This window comes from Streptomyces sp. NPDC059917 (assembly GCF_042730635.1).
Classification (GTDB): Bacteria; Actinomycetota; Actinomycetes; order Streptomycetales; family Streptomycetaceae; genus Streptomyces.
This window is the reverse complement of the sequence record NZ_JBHWLC010000016.1, coordinates 41,684-64,991: the sequence shown is the minus strand read 5'-3', so window position 1 is coordinate 64,991 and position 23,308 is coordinate 41,684. Positions and strand designations below refer to the sequence as shown.

General features: G+C 73.9%; 16 protein-coding genes. 12 read left to right on the top strand and 4 right to left on the bottom strand.

Annotation, left to right across the window (positions count from 1 at the left end; translation table 11 throughout):
* Nucleotides 1–141: 141 nt before the first annotated feature.
* The 5 genes from ACFWAR_RS12075 (at nt 142) to ACFWAR_RS12055 (ending at nt 8,679) form a co-directional block, all read left to right on the top strand.
* The gene (locus tag ACFWAR_RS12075) at nt 142–3,918 is read left to right on the top strand and encodes a S8 family serine peptidase (RefSeq protein ID WP_385775862.1); all 3,777 of its coding nucleotides are present in this window, start codon (nt 142–144) and stop codon (nt 3,916–3,918) included.
* A 73-nt stretch (nt 3,919–3,991) separates the two neighbouring features.
* On the top strand, nt 3,992–5,317 hold the full coding sequence (locus ACFWAR_RS12070; RefSeq protein ID WP_385775860.1) for a protein phosphatase 2C domain-containing protein: 1,326 nt from the start codon (nt 3,992–3,994) through the stop codon (nt 5,315–5,317).
* 81 nt (nt 5,318–5,398) lie between these two features.
* A complete protein-coding gene (locus ACFWAR_RS12065; RefSeq protein ID WP_385775858.1) occupies nt 5,399–7,141 on the top strand; it encodes a pyruvate dehydrogenase in 1,743 nt (580 codons plus the stop codon).
* Between the two features lie 87 nt (nt 7,142–7,228).
* A complete protein-coding gene (locus ACFWAR_RS12060; protein WP_385775856.1) occupies nt 7,229–7,693 on the top strand; it encodes a hypothetical protein in 465 nt (154 codons plus the stop codon).
* Between the two features lie 101 nt (nt 7,694–7,794).
* Nucleotides 7,795–8,679, top strand: a complete 885-nt coding sequence (locus ACFWAR_RS12055; protein WP_385775854.1) for an alpha/beta fold hydrolase — start codon at nt 7,795–7,797, stop codon at nt 8,677–8,679.
* Nucleotides 8,680–8,699: 20 nt separating this feature from the next.
* Here the strand turns inward: ACFWAR_RS12055 and ACFWAR_RS12050 are convergent, their stop codons facing one another.
* On the bottom strand, nt 8,700–9,404 hold the full coding sequence (locus ACFWAR_RS12050; RefSeq protein WP_385775852.1) for a hypothetical protein: 705 nt from the start codon (nt 9,402–9,404) through the stop codon (nt 8,700–8,702).
* A 281-nt stretch (nt 9,405–9,685) separates the two neighbouring features.
* Between ACFWAR_RS12050 and ACFWAR_RS12045 the strand changes: the two genes are divergently transcribed.
* Both ACFWAR_RS12045 and ACFWAR_RS12040 read left to right on the top strand, forming a co-directional pair.
* Complete coding sequence (locus ACFWAR_RS12045) at nt 9,686–10,069, top strand: hypothetical protein (protein ID WP_385775999.1); 384 nt, start codon at nt 9,686–9,688, stop codon at nt 10,067–10,069.
* Nucleotides 10,070–10,315: 246 nt separating this feature from the next.
* Nucleotides 10,316–10,708 carry an ATP-binding protein gene (locus ACFWAR_RS12040; RefSeq protein ID WP_385775850.1) on the top strand — a complete coding sequence of 131 codons (393 nt, stop codon included), beginning with the start codon at nt 10,316–10,318 and terminating at the stop codon, nt 10,706–10,708.
* 41 nt (nt 10,709–10,749) lie between these two features.
* On the opposite strand, the gene ACFWAR_RS12035 is transcribed toward ACFWAR_RS12040, so the two are convergent.
* Together ACFWAR_RS12035 and ACFWAR_RS12030 are read right to left on the bottom strand one after the other, a co-directional pair.
* Nucleotides 10,750–11,835 carry a DUF2637 domain-containing protein gene (locus ACFWAR_RS12035; RefSeq protein ID WP_385775848.1) on the bottom strand — a complete coding sequence of 362 codons (1,086 nt, stop codon included), beginning with the start codon at nt 11,833–11,835 and terminating at the stop codon, nt 10,750–10,752.
* Between the two features lie 202 nt (nt 11,836–12,037).
* Nucleotides 12,038–12,886, bottom strand: coding sequence for a (2Fe-2S)-binding protein (locus ACFWAR_RS12030; RefSeq protein ID WP_385775997.1), 849 nt, complete (start codon nt 12,884–12,886; stop codon nt 12,038–12,040).
* Between the two features lie 104 nt (nt 12,887–12,990).
* On the opposite strand from ACFWAR_RS12030, the gene ACFWAR_RS12025 reads away from it, so the two are divergent.
* Nucleotides 12,991–13,725 carry a GntR family transcriptional regulator gene (locus ACFWAR_RS12025; RefSeq protein ID WP_385775995.1) on the top strand — a complete coding sequence of 245 codons (735 nt, stop codon included), beginning with the start codon at nt 12,991–12,993 and terminating at the stop codon, nt 13,723–13,725.
* Between the two features lie 437 nt (nt 13,726–14,162).
* Here ACFWAR_RS12025 and ACFWAR_RS12020 read toward each other — a convergent pair whose 3' ends face one another.
* The gene (locus ACFWAR_RS12020; RefSeq protein ID WP_385775846.1) at nt 14,163–15,122 is read right to left on the bottom strand and encodes a hypothetical protein; all 960 of its coding nucleotides are present in this window, start codon (nt 15,120–15,122) and stop codon (nt 14,163–14,165) included.
* Between the two features lie 213 nt (nt 15,123–15,335).
* On the opposite strand from ACFWAR_RS12020, the gene ACFWAR_RS12015 reads away from it, so the two are divergent.
* The 4 genes from ACFWAR_RS12015 (at nt 15,336) to ACFWAR_RS12000 (ending at nt 23,251) form a co-directional block, all read left to right on the top strand.
* Nucleotides 15,336–17,045, top strand: a complete 1,710-nt coding sequence (locus tag ACFWAR_RS12015) for an oxidoreductase (protein WP_385775844.1) — start codon at nt 15,336–15,338, stop codon at nt 17,043–17,045.
* Nucleotides 17,046–17,148: 103 nt separating this feature from the next.
* On the top strand, nt 17,149–18,237 hold the full coding sequence (locus ACFWAR_RS12010) for a hypothetical protein (protein WP_385775842.1): 1,089 nt from the start codon (nt 17,149–17,151) through the stop codon (nt 18,235–18,237).
* Nucleotides 18,237–19,547, top strand: coding sequence for a hypothetical protein (locus ACFWAR_RS12005; protein ID WP_385775840.1), 1,311 nt, complete (start codon nt 18,237–18,239; stop codon nt 19,545–19,547). Before ACFWAR_RS12010 ends, ACFWAR_RS12005 begins: the two co-directional genes overlap by 1 nt.
* Complete coding sequence (locus tag ACFWAR_RS12000; RefSeq protein WP_385775838.1) at nt 19,544–23,251, top strand: WD40 repeat domain-containing protein; 3,708 nt, start codon at nt 19,544–19,546, stop codon at nt 23,249–23,251. The genes ACFWAR_RS12005 and ACFWAR_RS12000 overlap by 4 nt, the downstream gene beginning before the upstream one ends.
* Nucleotides 23,252–23,308 lie beyond the last annotated feature (57 nt).

The window sequence follows — 23,308 nt, the reverse complement described above, 5'->3', positions numbered from 1 at the left end:
CCGTGGACATCATCACCGCACCCCCTGCCGCTCTGCCAAGGTGACGCCACCGCAGCACCAACATCCGCTGGCCAGAAGCCATTTACGCGGCAGCTTTGCCGTGCAATGCGACCGTTGGCCGGAATTCACCTGGGGAGAGCGATGCGCCCGATATCGCGCACGGCGCTGGGAGCGGCCACCGCGGCCGTCCTGGCCGTCACTGCCGTCGGAACCTCGGCGGCGCAGCCGAGCGACGGCGGGCCGGCGAAGAGACCACTGACCGGGAGCGCGGCGGCGGCCCGCCAGAGCGCCGGGGCGGCGACCGTCACGCTGGTCACCGGCGACAAGATCCTGGTGTCCACGGACGCCGCGGGCCGCACCGCGGCCACCGCGCTGCCGCGCGAGGACGGCTCCCAGCCGCTCGTGCAGACCCGGCAGTCCGGCAAGGACGTCTACGTCTACCCCGAGAGCGCGGTCAAGGCGCTCGCGGCGGGCACGGTCGACGCGGAACTCTTCAACGTCACCGGCCTGATCCGGCAGGGCTACGACGACGCGCACGCCAAGAAGCTGCCCCTGATCGCGGTCTACGAAGGCCTGGACACGGCCCGCAGCGCCCCGGTCGCCCCGCGCGGCGCCGAGCGCTCGCTCGTCCTCGGCTCGATCGGCGCGGTCGCCCTCTCGGCCGACAAGGCGCAGGCGGCCACCTTCTGGTCGGACGTCACCGCCAAGGCCGCCGCCCGCACGCGCGGCGCGGGCGGCCTGAAGAAGCTGTGGCTGGACGGCAAGGTCCAGACGAACCTGGAGCGTTCGACCAAGCAGGTGGGCGCCACCGCCGCCTGGGCCGCCGGATACGACGGCAAGGGCACCAAGGTCGCCGTCCTCGACACGGGCGTGGACCTCGACCACCCCGACCTCAAGGGCCGGATCGTCGAGTCGAAGAACTTCACCGACTCCGACACCGACGCCGACCGCCAGGGCCACGGCACCCACACCACCTCCACCGTCGGCGGCTCCGGAGCCGCCAGCGGCGGCGCCAAGAAGGGCGTCGCGCCCGGCGCCGGGCTGCTCAGCGGCAAGGTCCTCAACGACTCCGGGTACGGCCAGGACTCCTGGATCATCGCGGGCATGGAATGGGCCGTCGAGAGCAAGGCCGACGTCGTCTCCATGAGCCTGGGCGACCCCTCCCAGACCGCCTGCGACGACCCGATGAGCGCCGCCGCCGAGAAGCTCGCCCAGAACAGCGGCACCCTCTTCGTCATCGCCGCGGGCAACAGCGGCCCCGGCGACAACACCGTCTCCTCGCCCGGTTGCGCGCCGAGCGTGCTGACCGTCGGCGCCGTCGACCGCGACGACAGCACCGCCTCCTTCTCCAGCCGCGGACCGGCCGGCCTCCAGCACACCCTCAAGCCGGAGATCGCCGCCCCCGGCGTCGACATCTCCGCCGCCAACATGGGCGGCCGCGGGGTGTACGCCTACCAGTCCATGTCCGGCACCTCGATGGCCACCCCGCACGTCGCGGGCGCCGCGGCCATCGTCAAGCAGCGCCACCCCGACTGGACCTCCCAGCAGATCAAGGCCGCGCTCGTCGGCTCCGCCGAGACCGCGATCCCGGGCGACGTCCGGGAGACCGGCGGCGGCCGGCTCGACGTGAAGCGGGCCATCGACACCGCCGTCACCTCCGCCCCCGCCGTACAGGGCGGCGCGTACAACTGGCCGCAGGACCGCAGCGACCGGAGCACCGTGGAGGTCCCGTACACCAACGCGGGCAAGACGCCGGTCACCCTCCGACTCGGCATCGAGCACCTCGCCGGCAACGACGGCTCGGCCGTCCGCAGCCAGGTCGCCCGCCTCGACCGGACCGCGGTGACCGTCCCCGCCGGAGCCACCGTCAAGGTGCCCCTCGCCCTCGACCCCGCGGCGCGCCTGGAGCGCGCCCAGTACGGCGACGTCACCGGCCGGGTGGTCGCCACCGGCCCCGGCGGCCTGCGGGTCTCGACCCCCTTCTCGCTGTACGTGGAGCCGGAGACCGTCACCCTGCGCGTCAAGCTCCTCGACCGTTCGGGCAGGCCCGCGGCCGGGCCGTCCTCGCTCGACGTCATCGGCACCGACGACGCCAGCGGTGAGCGCCGCTTCAACGACGGCTCCGCCGACCAGATCTACCGGCTGCGCCCGGGCTCGTACTTCCTCTCCTCCTTCGTCGCCACCCCGGACGCCGGGAGCACCGGCGACAACCCGATGGTCGACTCCCTCACCTACCTCGGCCGCCCGCAGGTCGAGGTGAAGAAGGACACCACGGTCGTCCTGGACGCCCGCACCGCCGGGCGCCTGGCGATCGACGCCGACCGGCCCACCGAGACCCGCGCCGCCACCCTCGCCTTCGCCCGCGACTGGGACCCGAACTGGCTGCACGCCGGCACCGCCATGGGCGGTCGCACCATCCGCGGGTTCTACGCCTCCGTCGAAGGCCGCGCCTCCGAGGGCGGCTTCGAGTTCGGCAGCTACTGGCGCCAGGCCGCGCCCCTGCTCGCCGAACTGAAGGTGGCCGGCGGCCCGACCCTGCACCCCATCACCGCCTCCACCGGCAGCGACAACCTCGACGGCCGGGGCAGCGCCCCGCTCGTCGACGCCGGCAACGGCACCCCCGAGGAGTTGGCCGCGGCCGGTGCCAAGGGCGCGATCGTGCTGGTGAAGACCGCTGACGGCTCGCTCTACGACCTCGCGAACAACGCGAAGGCGGCCGGCGCCAAGGCCGTCCTCGCCCACCGCGACGCCCCCGGCCGCTGGGTCGGCTTCAACGGCTACACCGGCGGCTCGCTGCCCGCGCTGTCCCTCGAGAGCGGCGAGGCGAAGGCCCTGCTGGCGCGGCTCGCGCGGGGCAAGGTCGCGCTGAGCTGGACGGGCACCGCGAAGAGCCCGTACGTCTACAACCTCGCCCAGATCGAGCAGGGTCCCCTGCGGGGCGAGCGGACCTACCGGGTGCGCGACCGCGACCTCGGGACCGTCCGGGCCGGCTACCGCGCGATGGGCGCCGCCTCCGCCTACATGGACCTGACCGCTGCCCACCGGCCGGGCGGGACCGCCGTCTCCTTCGGTTCCCTGGACACCGTCGCGGTCCCGGGGGAGCGCACCGAGTACTACAGCGCCGGGGACACGGCCTGGGACCACGCGGTCTCCAGCAGCTTCCCCTGGGGCGAGCTGATGACCGACCAGCAGCGGACCTACACCAAGGGCGCCCAGCGCTCCGAGAGCTGGTACGACGGGGTCATCGGCCCGGTCGGCGTGCGGGACACGAGCGGCAAGCCGGTGCTGGCCGCCGAGCGGCAGGGCAACCTGATCGGCTTCTCCTCCGCCATGTGGGGCGACAGCGGGCACTACGCGCTGCCGGGCTCCTTCGGTGACATCGGGGGCCTGACCCTGAAGCGGGACGGGGTGGAGCTCGGCTCCAGCTGGTACCCGAACGCCGGTGTCTTCGAGGTCCCGGCCGAGCCGGGCGCCTACGAGCTGACCCAGACCCTGGAGAAGATCGGCGGCCCGGCCCGGGACTGGCAGCGCTCGCAGGGCGTGCGGACCACCTGGTCCTTCCGCTCCGCGCTCGACGCCTCGGCGTACTCGACCCCGCTGCCGATCCTGTTCCCGGCGCTGACCCTGCCCGAGGACGGCCTCAAGACCGTCGCCGCACGGGGCGGACAGCGCATCGGGATCGCCGTCACCGGGCACGCGGGCTACGCGCCCGGCGCCCTCAAGAGCGTCAAGCTGTCCTACTCCTACGACAACGAGCACTGGTCCGCGGCCGCGGTGGCCGAGCAGGGCGGCCGCCGGAGCGCGGTCGTGGACCACACCGGCGCGAGCGGCAGGCCGGTCTCGCTGCGGATCGAGCTGACCGACGCGAAGGGCGCCACCGTCACCCAGATGGTCGGACGCGCGTACGACGTCCGCTAGTCCGTTCGTCGTCACGGGCCCCTTTCGGCGCGTTCCGCGTTTTCCCCCGCCCCGGGCGGCCGACACTAGGGGCATGAGTCAGCAGGGGGACGCGGACGACTGGTGGCAGAAGCTGTACGAGGACCCGGCCGGGCCGGAGCCGGGATCCGGCGGCCCCGGCTGCGGCCCCGTACCGGCCGATCCCGCCGACACGCTCGACAGCCGGTTCAGCTCGGCGTCGGTGCTGGTGCGGGACGTGGAGCCGGAGCCGGAGGCGGTGGCAGCACCCCTCGCGGCGCTACCGGCGCAGGCGGTGCCCGCGGCGGAGCGTGCGGCCCCCACCGGGTACGCGCTCGGGGACGTGGCGGTGCCGCCCGCGCCCCCGGAGCCCCCGCCCCCGCCGTCCGTGGCGCCGCCCGTGCTGCCGGAGCCGCGCCGGGCCGAACCGCGGCACGCGGATCCGCGCCGCCCCGCCGCGCAGCCGCCGAGCGCCGTCGCACCGCCCGCCGCGGAGCCCGCGCAGCGCCCCGAGGTGCGCCATCTGGGGGACCGGGCGCCGACGTACGCGGCCGAACCGGGCCCCCTGCCCGTGGCGGACCCGGCGGCCCTCCACGCCCTCGTGCCCGACACCGTGCTGGAAGGCGCCCGGCACGGGACCTACACCCTGCGGGCCGCCTCCGTGCGCGGGGACTCCGCCCGCTTCCGCGGCGAGAGCCGCCGCGACGTCCTGCTCACGGCCCGCTTCGGCGGCGGGGACGACGCGCTGGTGCTGATCGCCCTCGCGGGCGGGGACCGCGCGGCGCCCGGCGCCCAGGACGCCGCCGCCGAGGTCTGCCACTGGGTGGCCGCGGCCGTCGGCCGCAGCCAGGGCCGCCTCGGCGACGACATCCGGGCCGGTCGGCGCGACGCGCTGCGCTCGGGGCTGCAACGGCTCACCGACCGCGGGTACGGGCGGCTGCGGGCCCGCGCCGCCGAGCTCGGGCTGCCCGACGAGGAGTACACGGCCGGGCTGCGCGCGCTGCTCCTGCCGGTGGACCCCGAGTGCCGGACCAGGGTCTGCTTCGGCGCGGGGACGGGCGGGCTGTTCCGGCTGCGGGAGGGGTTGTGGCAGGACCTGGAACCGGTGGGGACCACCCTCCCGACGGTCGCGGCGCTGCCCGCCCCGGCCGCGCCCGCGGGCCAGGGCGTCCCGGGCGGCTTCCGCTTCCGCGCCACCGTGGCCCGGCCGGGGGACACCCTGCTGCTGTGTTCCGGCGGGCTCGCCGAACCGATGCGCGAGGAGGCGGCCCTGCCCGCCGAGCTGGCCGCCCGCTGGGCCGGGCAGGACCCGCCGGGCCTCGCGGCCTTCCTCGCGGACACCCAGCTCCGGCTCAAGGGGTACGCGGACGACCGCACCGCCGCCGCGGTCTGGGAGGCGTAACCGGCCCGGCCGTGCGTGGATGGGAGGCGCACACCGCACACCGCACGTCCGGCATCGCCGGACCGGAAGGGGCGCCCCTCCATGGCCAAGCAGAACGTGGCGGAGCAGTTCGTCGACATCCTCGTGCGCGCCGGGGTGCGCCGGATGTACGGGGTCGTCGGGGACAGCCTCAACCCGGTCGTCGACGCCATCCGGCGCACCGGTGACATCGAGTGGATCCAGGTCCGCCACGAGGAGACGGCCGCCTTCGCGGCCGGTGCCGAGGCCCAGATCACCGGGCGGCTCGCCGCCTGCGCGGGCTCCTGCGGCCCCGGCAACCTCCACCTGATCAACGGGCTCTACGACGCCCACCGCTCGATGGCTCCGGTCCTGGCCCTGGCCTCGCACATCCCCTCCAGCGAGATCGGCCTCGGCTACTTCCAGGAGACCCACCCCGACCAGCTCTTCCGCGAGTGCAGCCACTACAGCGAGCTGATCTCCAACCCGAAGCAGATGCCCCGGCTCCTGCAGAGCGCCGTCCAGCACGCCATCGGCCGCGGCGGGGTCAGCGTGGTCGCCCTGCCCGGGGACATCGCCTCGCTGCCCGCCCCGGAGAAGTCGGTGGAGCACGCGCTGGTGACCACCCGGCCGACGGTCCGACCCGGTGACGGGGAGATCGACGCGCTGGTCCGGATGATCGACGGAGCCGACAAGGTCACCCTCTTCTGCGGCAGCGGCACGGCCGGGGCGCACGCCGAGGTGATGGAGTTCGCGGGCCGGATCAAGTCACCGGTCGGGCACGCCCTGCGCGGCAAGGAATGGATCCAGTACGACAATCCCTACGACGTCGGCATGAGCGGGCTGCTCGGCTACGGCGCGGCCTACGAGGCCACCCACGAGTGCGACCTGCTGATCCTGCTCGGCACGGACTTCCCCTACAACGCTTTCCTGCCCGACGACGTCAAGATCGTCCAGGTGGACGTGCGGCCCGAACACCTCGGCCGCCGCTCGAAGTTGGACCTCGCGGTCTGGGGCGACGTACGCGAGACGCTGCGCTGCCTGAACGCCCGGGTCAAGGCCAAGACGGACCGCCGCTTCCTGGACCGGATGCTGAAGAAGCACGCGGACGCCCTGGAGGGCGTGGTCAAGGCGTACACGCGGAAGGTGGAGAAGCACACCCCGATCCATCCCGAGTACGTGGCCGCCGTCCTGGACGAACTCGCCGACGAGGACGCGGTGTTCACCGTGGACACGGGCATGTGCAACGTGTGGGCCGCGCGCTACCTCTCGCCGAACGGGAAGCGGCGCATCATCGGATCCTTCAGCCACGGCTCGATGGCCAATGCCCTCCCGCAGGCCATCGGAGCGCAGTTCGTCGACCGCGGCCGCCAGGTCGTCTCCATGTCGGGCGACGGCGGATTCTCGATGCTGATGGGGGACTTCCTCACGCTGGTGCAGTACGACCTCCCCGTCAAGGTCGTCCTCTTCAACAACTCCTCCCTGGGCATGGTCGAGTTGGAGATGCTCGTGTCCGGCCTGCCTTCGTACGGAACGACGAACCACAACCCGGACTTCGCCGCGATCGCCCGCGCGGCGGGGGCCTACGGCGTCCGGGTGGAGAAGCCCAAGCAGCTCGCCGGGGCCCTGCGGGACGCGTTCCGGCACAAGGGACCGGCCCTGGTCGACGTGGTGACCGACCCCAACGCCCTGTCGATCCCGCCGAAGATCAGCGCCGAGATGGTGACCGGCTTCGCCCTGTCCGCCAGCAAGATCGTGCTCGACGGCGGCGTCGGCCGGATGCTCCAGATGGCCCGCTCCAACCTCCGCAACGTGCCCAGGTCTTGAGCCCGAAAGGGGCGGCCGCGTGCCTTCCCGCCGTGGAGGAGTGGCCGCCCGCGGGAATGGGCACGATGCACAGCGACAGGGGGTGTCGTGAGCGGAAGCACGGGCGAGCACGAGAAGACCGTCGAGATCATCGGCCTTCGGATGAAGGAGTACGAATCCCTGCGGTCCGAAGTGGTCCAGAGGATCGGGGCCCGGCAACAACTGGCCGGATACGCCGGCGCGGCCACCGCCATCGCGGCTACGCTGGGCAGCGGCCTCGGGATCTGGCGGATCGCCGTGGTCGCGCTCGTGCTCCTGATCGCCTACCTGTACCTGCGGGACAGCAACGACGGCATCCAGCGGCTGGGCAAGCACCTGCGGTCCGTCGAGGACGACGTGAACGAACTGGCCCGCCGCGTGTACGGGCGCGATGTCCTCACGTGGGAGTCCGGTCGGCAGGCCGAACGCAACGGTGAGAAGAAGTTCTGGAAGGCCCTCGGGCGCTTCGGCGGCTGGCACCGCGACGAACCGCAGCCGCGGGTACCCGACCCGCGCGCCGAATCCGAAGACTAGAACGACGCTCGAACCGCGCGTCGAAGCGGCCGGGCCGGGTGGTCCCCGCCGCTCGAAACCGCGTCCCCGCCCGCGCGGCGGCCGTGCCTATCATGCTGCCCATGAGCCAGTTGCTGAGCCTGGAAACCCCGGACCACGCGCGCCCGGTGCGGCTTCGAACGGAGCGGGGGGTCTTCGCCGCCCTGGACGTTCCGGCCGCCGAGCACGCCCGCCCGCGGGGGACGGCCCTGCTCGTACCCGGCTTCATGGGCAGCAAGGAGGACTTCCTCCCCCTGCTGGCGGACCTGAGCGCCGACGGCGTACGCGTCGTGGCCATGGACGGCCGGGGCCAGTACGAGAGCGCCGACGCCTCGCCGGAGCCCTCGTACTCCCGGGACGACCTGGCCGGCGATCTGGTGGCCGTCACGCGTTGCCTGGACGCGGGTCCGGTCCACCTGCTGGGTCATTCGTACGGGGGAAGTCTCGCCCGCGCGGCGGTCATCGCCACGCAAGGGGACCCCTCCCTCTGGGCGTCGGTGACCCTGATGAACTTCGGTCCCGGCGTCGTCTCCCCCTGGCAGCGAGAACGCCTGCACCTGCTGCTCTCCGTCGTGGAATCGATGTCCCTCGCCGAGATCTGGCCGTTCGTGCGGAGCAAGGACGACGCGGCGCCCGAGGACGTCGAACGCTTCCTGGAGCGGCGGTGGATGAGCAACGACCCGCGCCATCTGGCGGCGCTCGCGCGGCAGATGCTGGACGAGACGGACACCACGGCCGACCTCGCCCGCACCTCCGTACCCGTGTCGGTGATCTCCGGTACCCCCGACGAGACCTGGGACCCGGCCGGGGTGGAGCGGATGGCCCGTCGGCTCGGCGCCACCTTCGTCCGGATCGAGGGGGGCGGACATTCCCCCAACGTGCACAAGCCCGCCGAAGTGGCGTCCGCCCTGCTCGACTTCTGGCCCGCCCGGCGCGGCGCGGCGGTGCCGTCCGTTTCGGGTGGCTAGTGCCGTGGCCGGAGGAGGGGTCAGCGGGCGGTGGCGAGGGCCGAGACGTCCACCTTGTACGGGGCGAAGTCGGCGTTGTTCTTGCAGCCCAGCTCCTCCCAGGTGCTGACCTTGGTGACCGGGTCGGTGCGGGTCAGGCGGAACTTGCAGGCGCCCTTGATGTACTGGCCCTTCACCCCGCCGGGGAAGTCGACCTCCTTGTTCCACAGGTACGGCGAGTTGTAGTTGTTCAGCCGCGCCGTGGCGTTCACGTCGATGCCGCCGGGGGCGTAGATCTCGTAGACCCAACCCGTCTTCTCCGCGCCGTAGGTGGCGAACTTCTGCGCCACCCACTTCTCGCAACTCGTGCTCAGGTGGGCGCTGCTCTGCCCGCCGCCCTTGACGATGTACTCGGCGAGGGGCGTCAACTGGCTGCCGCGCGGGGTGAAACCGGTGCGGAAGATCTCCTCGACGCCCTCCCGCGTGTCACCGCGCCACAGGACGTTGGTGTCGCTGCGCCACTGCCAGCGCTCGCCGTCCGCACCCGCCGCGACGTCGCGGCCGATGGAGCTGTCGGTCGTCGTGCGGTACCAGTCCCAGGGGCGGTAGTCGACGGTGGGCCCGCAGGGCATGGTCAACTCGTCGGCGAGCGCGCCGGGGGCGCCGGGGGCGGCGACGGCCGGTGTGATGGAGACGACGGAGACGAGGGAGAAGGCGGCGAGGAACCGGATTGCGCTCTGCAGCATGGTGGGGCCCATCGGTCGATCAACGTGACGGGCCCCTTTATAGGCGCGCTCGCGGCGCCCGAACGGGACGGAGCTGCCGGTTCCACCCGCACGGGTGGAACAGTCGTACCGCCTAAAGGATTCGCCTCCGGGACGCGCGGGACGCGCGGGACGGCCGGGGCGGAGAGCGGTGTGTTCACCGCGGATACGGGCATGTGCAATCCGGGGGTCGCGCGCTATCTTTCCTCGAACGGCGCTGACGGCGTCAAGTGGTCCCGGTGTCGGGCGACGGCGGTTTCTCGATGCCGAGGGGAGATTTACTCCCCCCGGTGCAGTACGACCTCCCCGTCGAAGTGGTCCTGTTCGACAGGTCGTCCTCGGGCATGGTCGAGCGGGAGATGTTGATTTCCGGCCGCCTTCGTACGGAACGACGAATCACCGTCCGGACCGCGCCGCGAGCGCCCCGGCGGCGGGGGAGCGGCGGGGCGCACGCGTGTCGGGCGCGCGGTGCCGAGCAGCTCACCGGGGCTCCGGGGGCGGATTCCGGCACGAGGGGCCTGCTCCGGTGGACGGGGCGACCGTCTCCGGCGCCCTGTCGGTTCCACCGAGGACCCGTACCGAAATGGTCACCGCTCTCGCACGTTCCGCCGGAAAGATCGCGTGCACCGGCGGGATCCGCCGGCTGATCCGGGTGGCTCGATCCAACCTCCTCAAGGTGCCGCGGAGTCGAGCTGGAAGGAGTGCGGATTCCCCCGGTGGGAAGAAGCCCTTCCGTAGGCCTGTTCGAGAGGGACTTCGGGATACGGAGGGCTGTCGCCGTGCGGGTGGGGGCGAACACCGGAAAGCTGTCGAGAAGAGGACGGCCCGAACCTCGGGAACCGTCGTCCACGGGCGACGGGAACGCGGGCGACACGCTGTGGATATCCCGCCGCGTGCGCCGGGCGGACCTGAAGGCGGTGGGCGAAGTGCGCAGGGCGTTACGGGAACTGCTCCGGCACCGCTGCCGGGGCGACGCGGCCGATGTGGCCGAACTGCTCACGACCGAACTCGTGACCAATGCCCTCGTCCACACCGATCAGGGGGCCGAGGTCTTCGCGGGCCTCACCGCCACCCGGCTGCGGGTGGAGGTACGGGACTACGCCGCACGCCACCCCAGACCGTTCGTACCGACCGCCGACGACGGTACGCACGGCCGGGGGCTGGTGCTGATCCAGGCCCTCGCCGACACCTGGGGAGTGGACTCCCTGGGCGGCTCCACCGGCAAGGTGGTGTGGTTCGAGATCGACGGGGGCGCCGACGCGACGTGGGCGGCGGAACCGGCCTGAGCGCCGCGCGCCCGGACCGCTACCGCCGCCACGGTGGCCGGTCAGCCGAACTGCTGCTCCAGGTCCTTCAACTTGCGCTCCAACGAGTCGAGTCGGGGGATGGTCTGGGTGTCGTCCTCGGCGGTGAGGTCCACCGTCCGGGACGCCGTCTCGGACGGATCGGCCCCGCCCACGGCCTGGAGCGACGGCCGCCGCCGCAGCGGGAGTTGACCCGCGTCGGTCGGAGCCGGCTCCCCGCCGATGGCGGGTGTGGAGCCCGCGGCCGCACCCGGTGCGCCCGCGAGTTCGTGTTCTTCCATGATGGTCTCCGGCAGTTGTCGGCCCCGTGAGCGGCCGAAGGCCCGGCTCTGCCGTCCCAGCGCCTTGATACGGGCCCGGTCGAGCCGGTTCTGGTCCCGCCTGCGGTGCCGGTCCTGCGCCTTCTCCCGCTTGTCCTCCCGGACTTCGTCGACCGCCTCGTCGAGCGTGCGCACGCCCTCCAGCAGCATCAACGACCAGGCGCCGAAGGTCTCCCGCGGAGCCCGCAGCCAACGCACGATCCGGATCTGCGGCAACGGCCTGGGAACCAGGCCCTGTTCGCGCAGCGCCGCCCGGCGGGTCTGCTTCAAGGCCCGGTCGAAGAGGACCGCCGCGGACAGCGACATCCCGGAGAAGAACTGCGGCGCGCCGTCGTGGCCGAAGCCCCTCGGTGCGTGCACCCAGTTGAACCAGGCCGCGGCCCCGGCGAAGAGCCACACCAGTATCCGCGACCCGAGGGCCGCGTCACCGTGGCTGGCCTCGCGGACGGCGAGCACCGAGCAGAACATGGCGGCGCCGTCGAGGCCGAAGGGGACCAAGTACTCCCAGCCTCCGGAGAGGTTGAGGTTCTGCCGCCCGAAACCGACCAGCCCGTGGAAGGAGAGCGCCGCGGCGACGGCGGCGCAGCAGAAGAGCAGGACGTAGGAGGCGGTGCCGTAGACGGCCTCCTTGCGGCGGCGGCGGTCCTCGCTGCGTTCCCAGCTGTCGTCCGACGCGGCCTTCTCGCCCTCGCGCTTGCTCTTCGCCAGCACCGCCACTGCCGCAAGTACGCCCAGGATCAACAGGCTGCCGGGCAGCAGCCAGTCCAGCGATATGTCGGTCAGTCTCATGCGGTGTCCCTTGCCTCGCGTATGCGGCTTTCCGGGCGCCATAGTGGCGGATCGCGCGAGGGCCGCACGCGGGTTTCGGGGCAAGAGGACGCCAACGGGGGGCGGGGCCCGCCGGATAGGGTGTTGTGGGTCGAACTGGCTCGCGTTCAGGGCCGATTGAGTTCGAATAACCCCACCCGAACGGGTGGCTTCGCCAGGGGCATCACGCCGCGACGGCCGCCGTCAGCCGGGCGACCCGGTCCGCGTCGCAGGTCCGGGGGCAGGTCACGCAGGCGGCCTCGGCGTCATCCGGGTGGATCGTGTAGAAGAGGCAGCAGCTGGCCCGGTCCCGGGTGGGCAGCTCCTCGCCCGCGGGTCCCGTCAGCACGCGGAAGCCGCTGCCGCCCGTGTACGGGGCGCTCGCGCCCGGCAGGAGCAGCTCCAGCTCGGCCATCGTGCGGCGCTCCTCGTCGAGCAGGGCCCCGATGTACCAGAGGCTCTCGACGACCTCGTCGGTCACCATGCCCCACAGCGCCCGGCGGCCGCGCCGCATCCGGGGGCCGAAGCCCTCCAGCACCGGCCCGAGGTGCTCGGCCACCGCGACCCGCACCCGCGCGCGCAGCGCCTCCTCGTCGGGCACGACCAGGGCCCCGGGGAGCTGGGCGGCCGGATCGTCCGGCAGGCACGCGAACCGTTCGATGCCGACGCTCATCCGACCGGCGGTCCGGTGGAAGGCGACCTGGCCCGGGGGCAGGTCCGGCACGCGCCGCGCGAGCAGCCACGGCGCCGTGATCAGCAGGCAGGCGGGCCACGCGTAGCGGTGCAGGCCGAAGCTGGCGATCACGTCGGGGCGGGCCCGGCGGCCGTGGTCCCGCAGCACCTGGGCCTCGTCCCACGCGAGGAAGGAGTCCAAGGCCGCGCCGCCCAGGGCGAGTTCGTCGGCGCCGACCCATCCGGCGCCGCGGGGCGGGGGAAGGTGCGCGGCGCGCTCGGTGACCCGCAGTCCGGGGAAGGCCGCGGAGAGGCGGGCGTAGGCGTCCGTGAAGGGGGAAGGGGGTGCCGTGACGGTCATGCGGGCCATGGGTGGTCCACCGAATCGCGCGATCGTTAACAGGTTAGCCTTACCTTACCTGATCTCGTGCGGTCCGTATCGTCGGCGACCGGCACCCGTCACCTATTCTCGGGAGGAACCCGCAGGCGGGGAGCGGAGCGGAGGAGGATCGAGTGCAGGACGCGGCCCGTGCCGGGGTGCCCGAGCAGGCCCGTGCGGAAGCCGGCGGCGACGGCGTCTGCGCGCGCCGTCCGGTGCTGCGCCATTCCGTCCGCGGCCAGGTCCTCGACGCGCTGCGCGCGGCACTGGTCGACGGCGCGCTCGTGCCCGGCGAGATCTACTCCGGGCCCGCGCTGGGGGAACGCTTCGGGGTCTCGGCCACGCCGGTGCGCGAGGCGATGCAGCAGCTGGCGATGGAGGGGGCGGTGGAATGCCTCCCGAACCGGGGCTTCCGGGTGATCGCCCCGACGCCGGGCGAGCTGGCCGAGCTGGCCGAGGTGCGGGCGCTGCTGGAGGTCCCCGTGATGCTGGGGCTGGTCCGCACGGCCGAACGGGCGTCCTGGGTCGCGCTGCGGCCGCTCGCCGAGGCCACCGTGCAGGCGGCGGAGGCGGGTGACCTGCCGGGGTACGCGGAGGCGGACCGGGCCTTCCACCGGGGGGTGCTGGGGCTGGCGGGCAACGGGCAGCTGCTGCGGGTCGCGGACGAGGTGCATCGGCGGGTGCAGTGGGCCCGGAGCCGGCGGTCGCTGCTGTGCACCGACGCGGCGCAGCACGTGGCGTTGCTGGACGCGCTGATCGACGCCGACGCGAGCACGGCCGACACCCTGATCCACGCCCACTTCGCCTGGCCCCCCCACTAGCCCCGCCCCCACCGGGCAGGTACCGGTCGCCACGACCTCCGGCGCGCCCTCAATCGCCGGGCGGGCTGGGCTTGGCCCACCCCAGCCACGCCGGGCGTCCCGGGCTTGGCCCACCCCAGCCCCGCCGGTGTTCGAGGCGTGGGGCGGAGTCCCGGGTGCCGGTCGACGTGGCCTCCGGCGGGCCCTCAATCGCCGGGCGGGCTGGATGTGGCGGGCTGGGTGTGCTGGCCCACTCCAGCCTCGCCGGCGTTTGAGGCGCGGGTCCGGGCGGAGCCCGGGGCGGGGCGGAGCCCCGTTGGTTGGTGCCGGTGGGCGGGGCCTCCGGCGGGCCCTCAAACGCCGGGCGGGCTGGATGTGGTCGGGGTCGGTCCGTCGGCCCCGCCGGGCGGGCTGGATTCGGCGGGCCGAGAGGGGCAGGCGGGTGGGCGCGGTGGGGTCTACCAGGTCCAGCGGAAGCCTGCCGCGGCGTTCTCCAGCGACGGCAGGAAGCGGTGCACGGCGGTCGTGTCGTCGAAGTCCACCGGCTCCTCGAACAGCACCCTGCCCCCGCTGTGGTCGTCCCACACCGCCCACCAGAGCTTGCGGGGCGGCCGGCCGGGGTCGAACTCGACGACGATGTCGACGTTCTCCGCCCGGGCGTGGGCGACCCGGCGGTACTCCACCGCGGGATCACCGGGGTCGAACCGCACGTCGTACTCCAGCGAGGCGACCTGCCCCTGACGCAGCGGGCGCGGGAGCGTGATCTCCAGCACCGGGGTGCTCCAGTCCCGCTCGTGCCGGGCGGTGACCCGGCCTCCGCGTTGCACCGCCACCTCGCTGGCGCCCGGGCAGAGGCGGTGCGGGAAGCTGTCCACGCCGTCCTCGCAGGCGATGATCGCCTGGGTGGTCCGGTGCCGGACGGGATACCCGCCCAGGCCTATGGACCGCCGCTCGAAGACCGAGACCGTACGGTGTCGCTGCCGGAGGGGCAGCCGCTGCTCGTCGCGCAGGGTGTTGATCAGCGGCGGATCCCGGCGGGCCGGGTCCTGGAAGCGCTCGCCCCGGAGCACGGCGCTGTCCGCCGGGGTCATGCGGAAGGCTCCGATGAACCAGTCCAGCGTCTGCGGGCTCAACACCTCGCCGTTCAGGGCGCGCTGCACCCGGTCCTTCAGCGCACGGGGCAACGCCCGGTCGGTGTCCGGCCGTTCGCCGGTCTCCCACAGGTGGAGCGCGATCACCTCGGCGACGGCCGCCTGGCTCACCCCCGCCGTCGGCCCGCTGCGCCGGGCCAGCGGGGTCCAACGGTCCCGGTACTCCACCCGCTGGAGCAGCAGTTGCCGGAGTACGGCGGCGGTCGCACCGGCGTGCGTGGGTGAAGGGCCGGCCGGACGGGAACGCACGGGACGGTCGCCACTCATCGTCGTTCACCCCAGGTCGCCGTGCGACGTCGTTCACCTCTGGTCGCCGTGCGACACGAGTGCGACAGCCAGCTTCTCCAATGGCACCGGACCGGAACCTCGCAACCCCCGGTCCCACCGCTTCGAAGCGTACCGGCGCCCCGGTCACCCGGCGAGGAGTTCGTCAGGATCGGTGCCGCCGTACGGAGACCGGGTGAGGAGGAGGCGGGAGCGATGTACGACGGACCTCAGGTGCGCGCCGAGGAACTGCTGGAGCGGCTCGGTCGGCCGACCGGGGGCCGGGTCGGGCTCGTCCCGCGCGGTGCGCGCGTCACGGGCTCGTTCGACCTGACCGCCCTGACGGTGGACCGGCCGATCGTGATCGAGGACTGCTGGTTCGAGGCTCCGGTGGTGCTCACGGATGCCAGGCTGCGCGGGATCCGGTTGTCCGGCTGCCGGATGCCCCGCCTGGAGGGCGACCGGGTGGTGGTGGACGGACTCCTCGACCTGGAGCGGATCCGTTGCCCCTCGGGGATCCGGCTCGACGCCGCGCGCCTCTTCGGCGGCTTGCGGCTGGTCGGCGCCGCCCTGGGCCCGCACGCCGATGGTGACGGCGACGCCGGCGGGGCGACCGGGGCCGGGGCCGGGGCCGCGTGGGACGGTACCGCGTGGGCCGGTGCGGGGATCGAGCTGGTCGGCCCGCTGGAGGCCGCCGGGATGCGGGCCACCGGCGGGGTACTGCTCGGCGGGGCGCGGCTCGGCGCGGTGGTCGACCTGATCGGCGCCCGCATCGAGCGGGCGGGCGCGGACGCGCTGGTCCTGGACCGCGCGGTGCTCGGCGAGCGGCTGCTGGCCCAGCGCCTGCGCGTCGACGGACGGATGCGACTGTACGACGCCACCGTGTCGGGGAGCGTCCACCTCTCCGGGGCGCGGCTGCACAACCCCGGTGGGATCGCCCTCGGCGCGGCCGGGGTCACGGTGCGCGGCGGGTTCTGGTGCGAGGAGTCCTTCACCGCACGGGGGGAGGTCCGGCTGGTCGGGGCCGAGCTGCGGGCCAACCTCTCGCTGGTCGGGGCGAGCCTCGACCACCCCGGCGGGAACGCCCTGGACCTCGGCAACGCCGCGGTCGGCGAGGTGGACGCCCGCGCGCTGGAGGTCCACCGGGGCGGCGTGTCGCTGCGCGGTGCGGTGATCCGTCACCGGCTCGACCTGACCGGCGCCCGCTTCGCCCCGCCGGGTTCCGACCCGGCCGCGCCGCCCGACCCGATCACCCCGCTGGACCTGCGCCTGCTCCAGGCGGGCGAGGTGGCGCTGTGCCCGGAGGCACCGGTCCGCTGCGCCGTCGCCCTGGACCACGCCCGGATCGGGCACCTGCACGACGACCCGGCCGCCTGGCCCGCGGAGCTGGTCCTGGACGGCCTCGTCTACGAAGCCCTCAGTCCGGTGCTCCCGGCGGCCCGGCGGCTGGCCTGGCTCGCCCTCGACGGCCACGCGTTCCGCCCGCAGCCGTACGAGCAACTGGCCGCGGCCTACGCCCGATCGGGTCTGCCGGACGAGGCGCGCGCCGTCCAGTACGCGAAGCAGCGCCGGTCGGGCCGGGCGCGTACGGGCCCCGCCCGGATCTGGGGAGCGGTGCAGGACGCCCTCGTGGGCTACGGCTACCGGCCCTGGCGCGCGCTGTGCTGGCTGGTGCTGGTGGTCGCCGGTTGCGGAACGGTCTTCGCCGCCCGCCCCCCTGCTCCGCTGGAGCCGGGGAAGGGGCCCGGATTCAACGGCTTCGCCTACGCGCTCGACCTCGTCCTGCCGTGGGTGGACCTGGGCCAGGAGCAGGCGTTCGTACCGGTCGGGGCGACGCGGTGGTTGGCGTTCGCGCTCATCGGGACCGGCTGGATCCTCGCCTCGGTGATCGCGGCCGCGGTCGCTCGCTCCGTCGCCCGCGGGTGACCCCCAGGTGGTCCGGCGGCGGTGCGACGCAAGCGCGACAACCGTGGGCTGTCGTGGTCCCCCCAGGCGGCCCGTGGCCGACGGATCCCGTTGAGAGGACGAGATGCTCCCGACGTCAATCTCCCCCGGTGCGCAGCGCCCGTGGTACGAACGCCCGCCCGACGCACCGCTGGTACGCGGGGACCGGGTCGACGACCGGCCGGTCATCGGCATGGCTTGCACCCCGGACGAGCCCCGGCACCGCTTGCTGGTGAAGGGGGAGGAGTGCCTGTCCGCGCCCCCGCACCGCGCGGTGCCGGACGGCGACGAGGCCGACGGCCCGGTGATCGAACGTACGGGCCCCGCACCGGCCGACCGGATCGCCGCCGACGACATGCGCAGCGCCGAGGAGCTGGCGCCCGGCCTGTCCGAGGCGGTCGACCTGGCGCTCTCCGTGATGGGGGTCGAAGGTCGGTTCATCCGCGCCCTCCTGGACGACGTCGACTCCGCCCGGCACCATGCCTGGCTGGTCGGGGGCACCGTGCGCGACCTCGTGGGCGACGGGGCGGGAGCCACACCCAACGACTTGGATTTCGCGGGCACGATGGCGCCCCACGCGATGCGCGACGCGATGGATCGCGGTCTGCGCGCCGAGGGGCTGGGGGACTACTACCTGATGGAGAACGAGATCAGCATGGTGTGCTCGGTGGCTCCCGTGCTCGGCGAGCCCCGGATCGTGGAGTACAAGCCCCTGGAGGTCAAGGGCTTCGCGTTCCCGGTGCACGGGGGCGACCTCGTCGACGACGTCACCTGCCGGGACCTCACCATCAACAGCCTGTACTACGACCACCGCCGCAAGATCGTCCTGGATCCCAGTGGCTGGGGCCTGCCCGACCTGCTGGCCGCCCCGCGGCGACTCCGGACGCCGTACGACGGTGACGATCCGCTACGGCGGGTGGCCGTCGTCATCCGGTTCCTGAAGTTCGCCTTCCGCATGCCCGACGCCGACCGGACCCCGTTCGCGGCCTGGGCCCGCGCCCTGCCCCCGGACCTGGCGGACCGGGTACCCGAGGAGAAGTGGCGGGCCTTGACCGGATTCTGGCGGCACTGCCTGCCCGGGGACCTCTCGGCGCGCGCCGTCGAGCTGGCGACGGCCGACCTCGGACCGGGCGCCGGCCGGGTCGCCCTGGTCCTCCACGAACGGAGCCGATGATGGCGCACAGGCCCCTCAGCAACTGGGTGATCGCCGTACGCCGCGACGGCGACGGCTTCGACCGGGTCCCCGGCGCGCTCGTCAACGACGGCGACGAGCGCGCCGACGCGCGCCACCTGGCTCGGTTCGCGACCGGCTGGCGCCGCGCGGCCCTGCCCTTGCCTGGCGGGGGGAGCGCCCTGGGCCTCGTCCGCTCCGACCACCCCGACGCCGCCGACCGGACCGCCCCCGCCGAGGCGGTCGTGGAGCTCACGGGATCCGCCCGGCCCGTCCCCGTCACCGCGTCCGGGGCCGACGTGCTCTCCTCGATCGAGGACCACTGGCCGCCGCGCGCCTTCGATCCGCCGACGTTCGCCGCCCTGGCGGCCGAACACGAGGACCTGCGCCACTTCCTGCTCGCCCGGCTGGTGGCCGAACACGGCGCGGGCGCCGAACCCGTCGCCGAGGTGTTCCACATCCTTCCGTGGCACCGGGTGGACGCCCTCGCCCGGGCCGTGACCTCGCTGATCGAGGACGGAGCGGGCGGTCCGCAGATCCGGCTGGGCTACGTCTTCGCCCCCGCGGGGTCGCGGTTCACCGCCGCGCTCGAACAGTTCGACCACGGCCTGCGGACCGGGGACCGCGCCGCGGCACGGACCGGCGCGGGCGCGCTCTGCGCCCGGCTGCTCCTGCTCGACCCCGACCGCCTACCGGCGACCACCCGGGACCGGTCGCGGGAACTGCTCGGGGTCCTGCACCTGTTCGACCCCTTCCTGCGGGCCAGCGCGCAGCGCGCGGACGTACACCTGGCCGCGGCCGACGACGGGTGGGACCCGGCCGAACTCAGCTCGGTCTTCGACCTCACCGCCGGAGCCACCCGGGAGGTGCGCCGGGTCCATGCCGCACTCGACCGGGAGCCGTTCGCCCTCCGGATCGCCGTCACGTCCACCGGCATCGTGGAGATCGACGTGGAGGCCGTGCTCCCGGCGGACGAGACCGAGCGGGCGACCGCGCTGTACGGCGGGATCCTGCTGCCCCTGCGGGTGACGGGCCTGCGCTCCGGTTCCCTGCTCCTGGTGGCCCTCGCGTTGCGGGGCGGCCGGCTGACCAGCAGGGTCACCGCACCCCTCGCGGAGCGGGCGACCGTACGGGTGGAGCAGGACGGGCCGCCCTTCGGCGCCGACGACCTGCCGCTGTGCGAGCCGTCCGTCGTGGCCGCCTCGGTCCGGGCGGCCGACGGCCGCACCCCGCGGGCCACCTGGAAGCACCTGGCGGAGGGCCTGCCGGTCGGACACCCGGTGCGGGTGGCGGTAGAGGAGGCGCTCCGATGACCGGACCCGACCCCGGGTCGCCTGCCGAAGACGGCTCCCTCGCCCAGGTCGTCGCGGCGCTCGCCGACGCCCCGGACGTGGGGCGAGACGCCCTCGTGCGGCTGCGCTCGGACCTCGTCGGCTCCTCCCGCCCGGCCGCCCGGTGGGTGGTCGAGCTGGTCGCCCGCGCCGACGCTGTGTCGCTGCGACGGCTGTACGAGGACACGAGCGCCCTGCACGAGGAGTTCGAGGAGCTGCTCGGGGCGACCACGCCGAGCGCGGTCGCCGCCCGGCTCCGGTCCGCCTCGGGCCTCGACGACGCCTTCGGCGACGACCAGCCCGCCACCCTGCACGCCCTGCGCGTGCTGGCCGGACTCGGCCTGGCCCTGGTGGGCGAAGGAACGTCGCAGGGACCGCTGGCGGCCGCCCTCGTCTGGTTCGAGCAGGCATGCTCGTCGCCCGCCACGACCGAGGTCCCCTGGTCGCCCGCGGACCTCGCGGCCGGGGACGACCGGCTGCTGCGCATGCTGGAAGCGCTGCGCGGCGCCGCGGCCGGTTCGGCCTCCTCCCCGGCGTCCTACACCACCGCGGTCACCCTCACTTGGCTGGCACGGGGCAGCGTCGGCAGGCTCGCGCGGGACACGGTCGCCGCGGGCGTGCTCTTCGACCGCGGAACGACCGGCGAGAGCGGTCTGCTCAAGGCGACCTACCTGCCCGGTCTGCCCTCCGCCCTGGTGCCGCACCCGGACCGGGCGGTGCTGTTCACCGCCGACGGGGAGTTCGGCGCGTCCCTGGACCGGGCGTGGCGGCTGGCGGGCGGTGACCGGATCGACGGGACCGTCCTGTGGTGCGTCGAGGACACTGAGGAACCGGTGCTCCGCATCGAGGACGGCTCCCTCGGCGCCGCGTTCGCGGTCGTGCTGGACGAGGTGCGCCGGGTGCGGAGGCCGCTGCCGAGCTGGTCCGGAGCGCTTCCTTGGCTCTGGCACTGGCTGCTGTGGCTGTTCCTGCTGCTCCGGCGGCTGCGCCCGGCCAACGCGGTGACGGGGCGCCTCGACGAACTGGGCGTCCTGCAGTCGGTCTCCGGGTACGAGCGCAAGCTCCGGGCGCCCGGCAAACGGCACCGGGTGATCGTCCCCTCGTACGACCGGGAGGCGGCGGCGCTCGCCGGCCAGGGGCTGGAGGCCGAGTACTCCCGAGCTGACATCGTGCCCGTCCTCACCTGGCAGAAAGCGGCGAGCAAGGCCCGCCAGTACAACCGGCGGGTCTCGCTCCAACTGGCGGCGGTCGTATCCGTCCTCGGTCTCCTGGGTGGGGTGGTGTACGCGACGCTCGCCAACGCGGACGCCCGGCGGGCCCGGATCGCCCGCCAGGTCGAGAGCCTGCTCAAGGAGTCCGCGGACCAGCGGCCGGACGATCCGCTGCTCGCGCTGCGCCTGGCACTGGCCGCCGACCGGATCGAGTCCAGCCCCCGGACCCGGAGCACCCTCGCCGAAGGCCTGCTGACCACCCGATACCGCGGTGAGCTGCCCAAGGCGGCGAAGGTGCCGAGCGCGATCGCCTACACCGGCGGGGGGCGGGTGCTGGCGGCCCTGGACGACGCGCAGGTCACCCTCTGGGACATCGGCGGACGCCGGGCGGTCGGCCGGATCCCGGCCCGCGCGGCGACCCCGGCGGCGTTCGCGGCATCTGTCGACGACTCCGTGGTGGCCGTCGGTCCGGCCGGCAGCACCGCCGTCGAGCTGTGGGACGTGCGCCGCCCCGAAGCACCGGTGCGGATCGCGACGGCCCCCGTCAAGCAGGAACTCTTGGCCGTCCGCCTCAGCGGCGACGGGCGGCGCATGGCGGTCCTGAGCGGTAGGGACACCTCTGACGACGACGCGAATGACGTCACGGTGTGGGACATCACCGACCGGGCCCGGCCGGCGCGCCTGACCACCGTCCCGGTCACGAACGGCCGGGCGGTGGCGCTGAACACCAAGGGCGACAGGCTCGCCGTGGCGGGTTGGTCGCAGGTCGACGTCATGAACCTCTCGGCCCCGGACCACCCCGTGAAGGCGGGGCACATCTCACCCGGCGAGGTCAACCCCCTCACCGACGTCGCCTTCGCCGCGGACTCGGACGCCTCCGTCTACACCGCCACGACGAGGCCTCTGGCAGCCGGGATCGGAGCGGGCAACCAGTTCGTGGAGGGATGGCAGATCGAATCCCCGCCAGAAGCCACCTCATTTGGGAAATTCGAGGGACAGGGCCAGATCCAGGTGGCCCCCACGGGCCTGTTGGCCACCGTCGGATACGACGGATCCGTGATCGTCGGTAAGCAGCGGCTGCGGCCCGACGGTGCCAAGGCCAGCTCCCGGATCCCGACGGGGAGCGACGGCCCGCCCCCCACGCTCGTTGCGATGGGCCCGGACGGCCGGACGGTGGCCACCATGGGCGCCGGCGCGGTGGTCCGCTTCTGGGACACGTCCGACCTGGTCGGCTTCACGGAGGTGAATGTGCCGAGCGGGTCCGGGATAGAGGCCTACGACCCCCGGCACGGCGTTCTCGCCACGGTCACGGGCTCCGGTCCCGGTACGAACACCAGGACCATCGTGCTGACCGAGGCGGCCGAGGGAGGGGGCTATCGCGAGCTGGCACAGTGGCGCACCACTGCCGGGGCCATCTGGCAGATGTCCTTCAGCCCGGACGGGCGGACCCTGGTGTTCGACCGTGGGAACGGCACGTTCGGACGGCTGGACGTCTCGCAGCCGCGGGCCCCCAAGGAGCTGGCCGACCTCCCTGCCGCGCTGGGGCCGACCATCGAGGGTGACCTGAGCGCCGACGGCAAGGTGCTCGCCACGAGCAGCGGCAGCCAGGTCACGCTCTGGGACCCCTCGGGCGACGTACCCGTCCGCGTGCTGGCCTTCGACGCCCTCGGCTCCGTGTCGTCGGCGCCGACCGCCTCGGTACTCGAGCCGATGGACGACGACGGGGCGCCCCTCGGCCCCGATGACGTGCGCGAGGACGGGGCCGGGGACGACGAGATGGAGTCCGCTTCCGGTCCGGCACCGATGGGCGGGCTGGCGACGCCCACGACAGGGCGGGCCTCCGCGAGTCCCGGCCAGGATGCGACCGAGGGGGACTCGGCGAGGGTACGGATCGCCTTCGCCCCGCGGGGCCGGATGCTGGCCGCCGCCGGAGCGGACGGGAGGATCGCCCTCTGGGACGTCTCCGATCCCCGAAGTCCCCGCAGGACCGCCCTGATCGAGGGTGCCGACGCCGAGGTGAGGACCGGGCGCCTCCTGTTCGGCGAGGACGGCGGCGTGCTGTTGGCGGGCATGAAGCGGTGGACGGTCAGCGATCCCCGGCACCCCCGGGCCGCCGCCGACCTCCCGCTCCCGGCGGGTCTGAGCCGGGTCGACGTGCTCGCCTACGGTCCGCACGGGGCGTGGGCGACCAGCCGGGAGCACTACGACGTCACGGTCTGGTACCTCGCGGACGGTCTGACCCCGGTCAAGGTCGGGCGGCAGATCCACACCGCTGCGCCGCACGATCGCTTCCTGCCGAGCGGGCGGGTGCTCACGGCCAGTGCCGACCAGACCCTGGTCCTGGACGGGGCGTGGATCAACGCGATCACCGCCGACCCGGCCGCGGTGGCCTGCCGTGCCGTCGGCCGGTCCTTCACCCGGGCGGAGTGGGCCGCCCGCGTCCCGGACGCGGACTACGCCGACGCCTGCGGGTGATCCCGGCCCGCCGGATTCCGGAGTGCCGGTCATCTGACCTCCGGCGCGCCCTCAATC

Excerpts from the sequence above, each read along its gene's own strand:
- ACFWAR_RS12000 (WP_385775838.1), top strand. The coding sequence starts at position 19,544 with ATGACCGGACCCGACCCCGGGTCGCCTGCCGAAGACGGCTCCCTCGCC.
- ACFWAR_RS12005 (WP_385775840.1), top strand. The coding sequence starts at position 18,237 with ATGGCGCACAGGCCCCTCAGCAACTGGGTGATCGCCGTACGCCGCGAC.
- ACFWAR_RS12015 (WP_385775844.1), top strand. The coding sequence starts at position 15,336 with ATGTACGACGGACCTCAGGTGCGCGCCGAGGAACTGCTGGAGCGGCTC.
- ACFWAR_RS12045 (WP_385775999.1), top strand. The coding sequence starts at position 9,686 with ATGCCGAGGGGAGATTTACTCCCCCCGGTGCAGTACGACCTCCCCGTC.
- ACFWAR_RS12065 (WP_385775858.1), top strand. The coding sequence starts at position 5,399 with ATGGCCAAGCAGAACGTGGCGGAGCAGTTCGTCGACATCCTCGTGCGC.
- ACFWAR_RS12020 (WP_385775846.1), bottom strand. The coding sequence starts at position 15,122 with ATGAGTGGCGACCGTCCCGTGCGTTCCCGTCCGGCCGGCCCTTCACCC.
- ACFWAR_RS12050 (WP_385775852.1), bottom strand. The coding sequence starts at position 9,404 with ATGCTGCAGAGCGCAATCCGGTTCCTCGCCGCCTTCTCCCTCGTCTCC.
- ACFWAR_RS12035 (WP_385775848.1), bottom strand. The coding sequence starts at position 11,835 with ATGAGACTGACCGACATATCGCTGGACTGGCTGCTGCCCGGCAGCCTG.
- ACFWAR_RS12070 (WP_385775860.1), top strand. The coding sequence starts at position 3,992 with ATGAGTCAGCAGGGGGACGCGGACGACTGGTGGCAGAAGCTGTACGAG.
- ACFWAR_RS12030 (WP_385775997.1), bottom strand. The coding sequence starts at position 12,886 with ATGACCGTCACGGCACCCCCTTCCCCCTTCACGGACGCCTACGCCCGC.
- ACFWAR_RS12010 (WP_385775842.1), top strand. The coding sequence starts at position 17,149 with ATGCTCCCGACGTCAATCTCCCCCGGTGCGCAGCGCCCGTGGTACGAA.
- ACFWAR_RS12075 (WP_385775862.1), top strand. The coding sequence starts at position 142 with ATGCGCCCGATATCGCGCACGGCGCTGGGAGCGGCCACCGCGGCCGTC.
- ACFWAR_RS12055 (WP_385775854.1), top strand. The coding sequence starts at position 7,795 with ATGAGCCAGTTGCTGAGCCTGGAAACCCCGGACCACGCGCGCCCGGTG.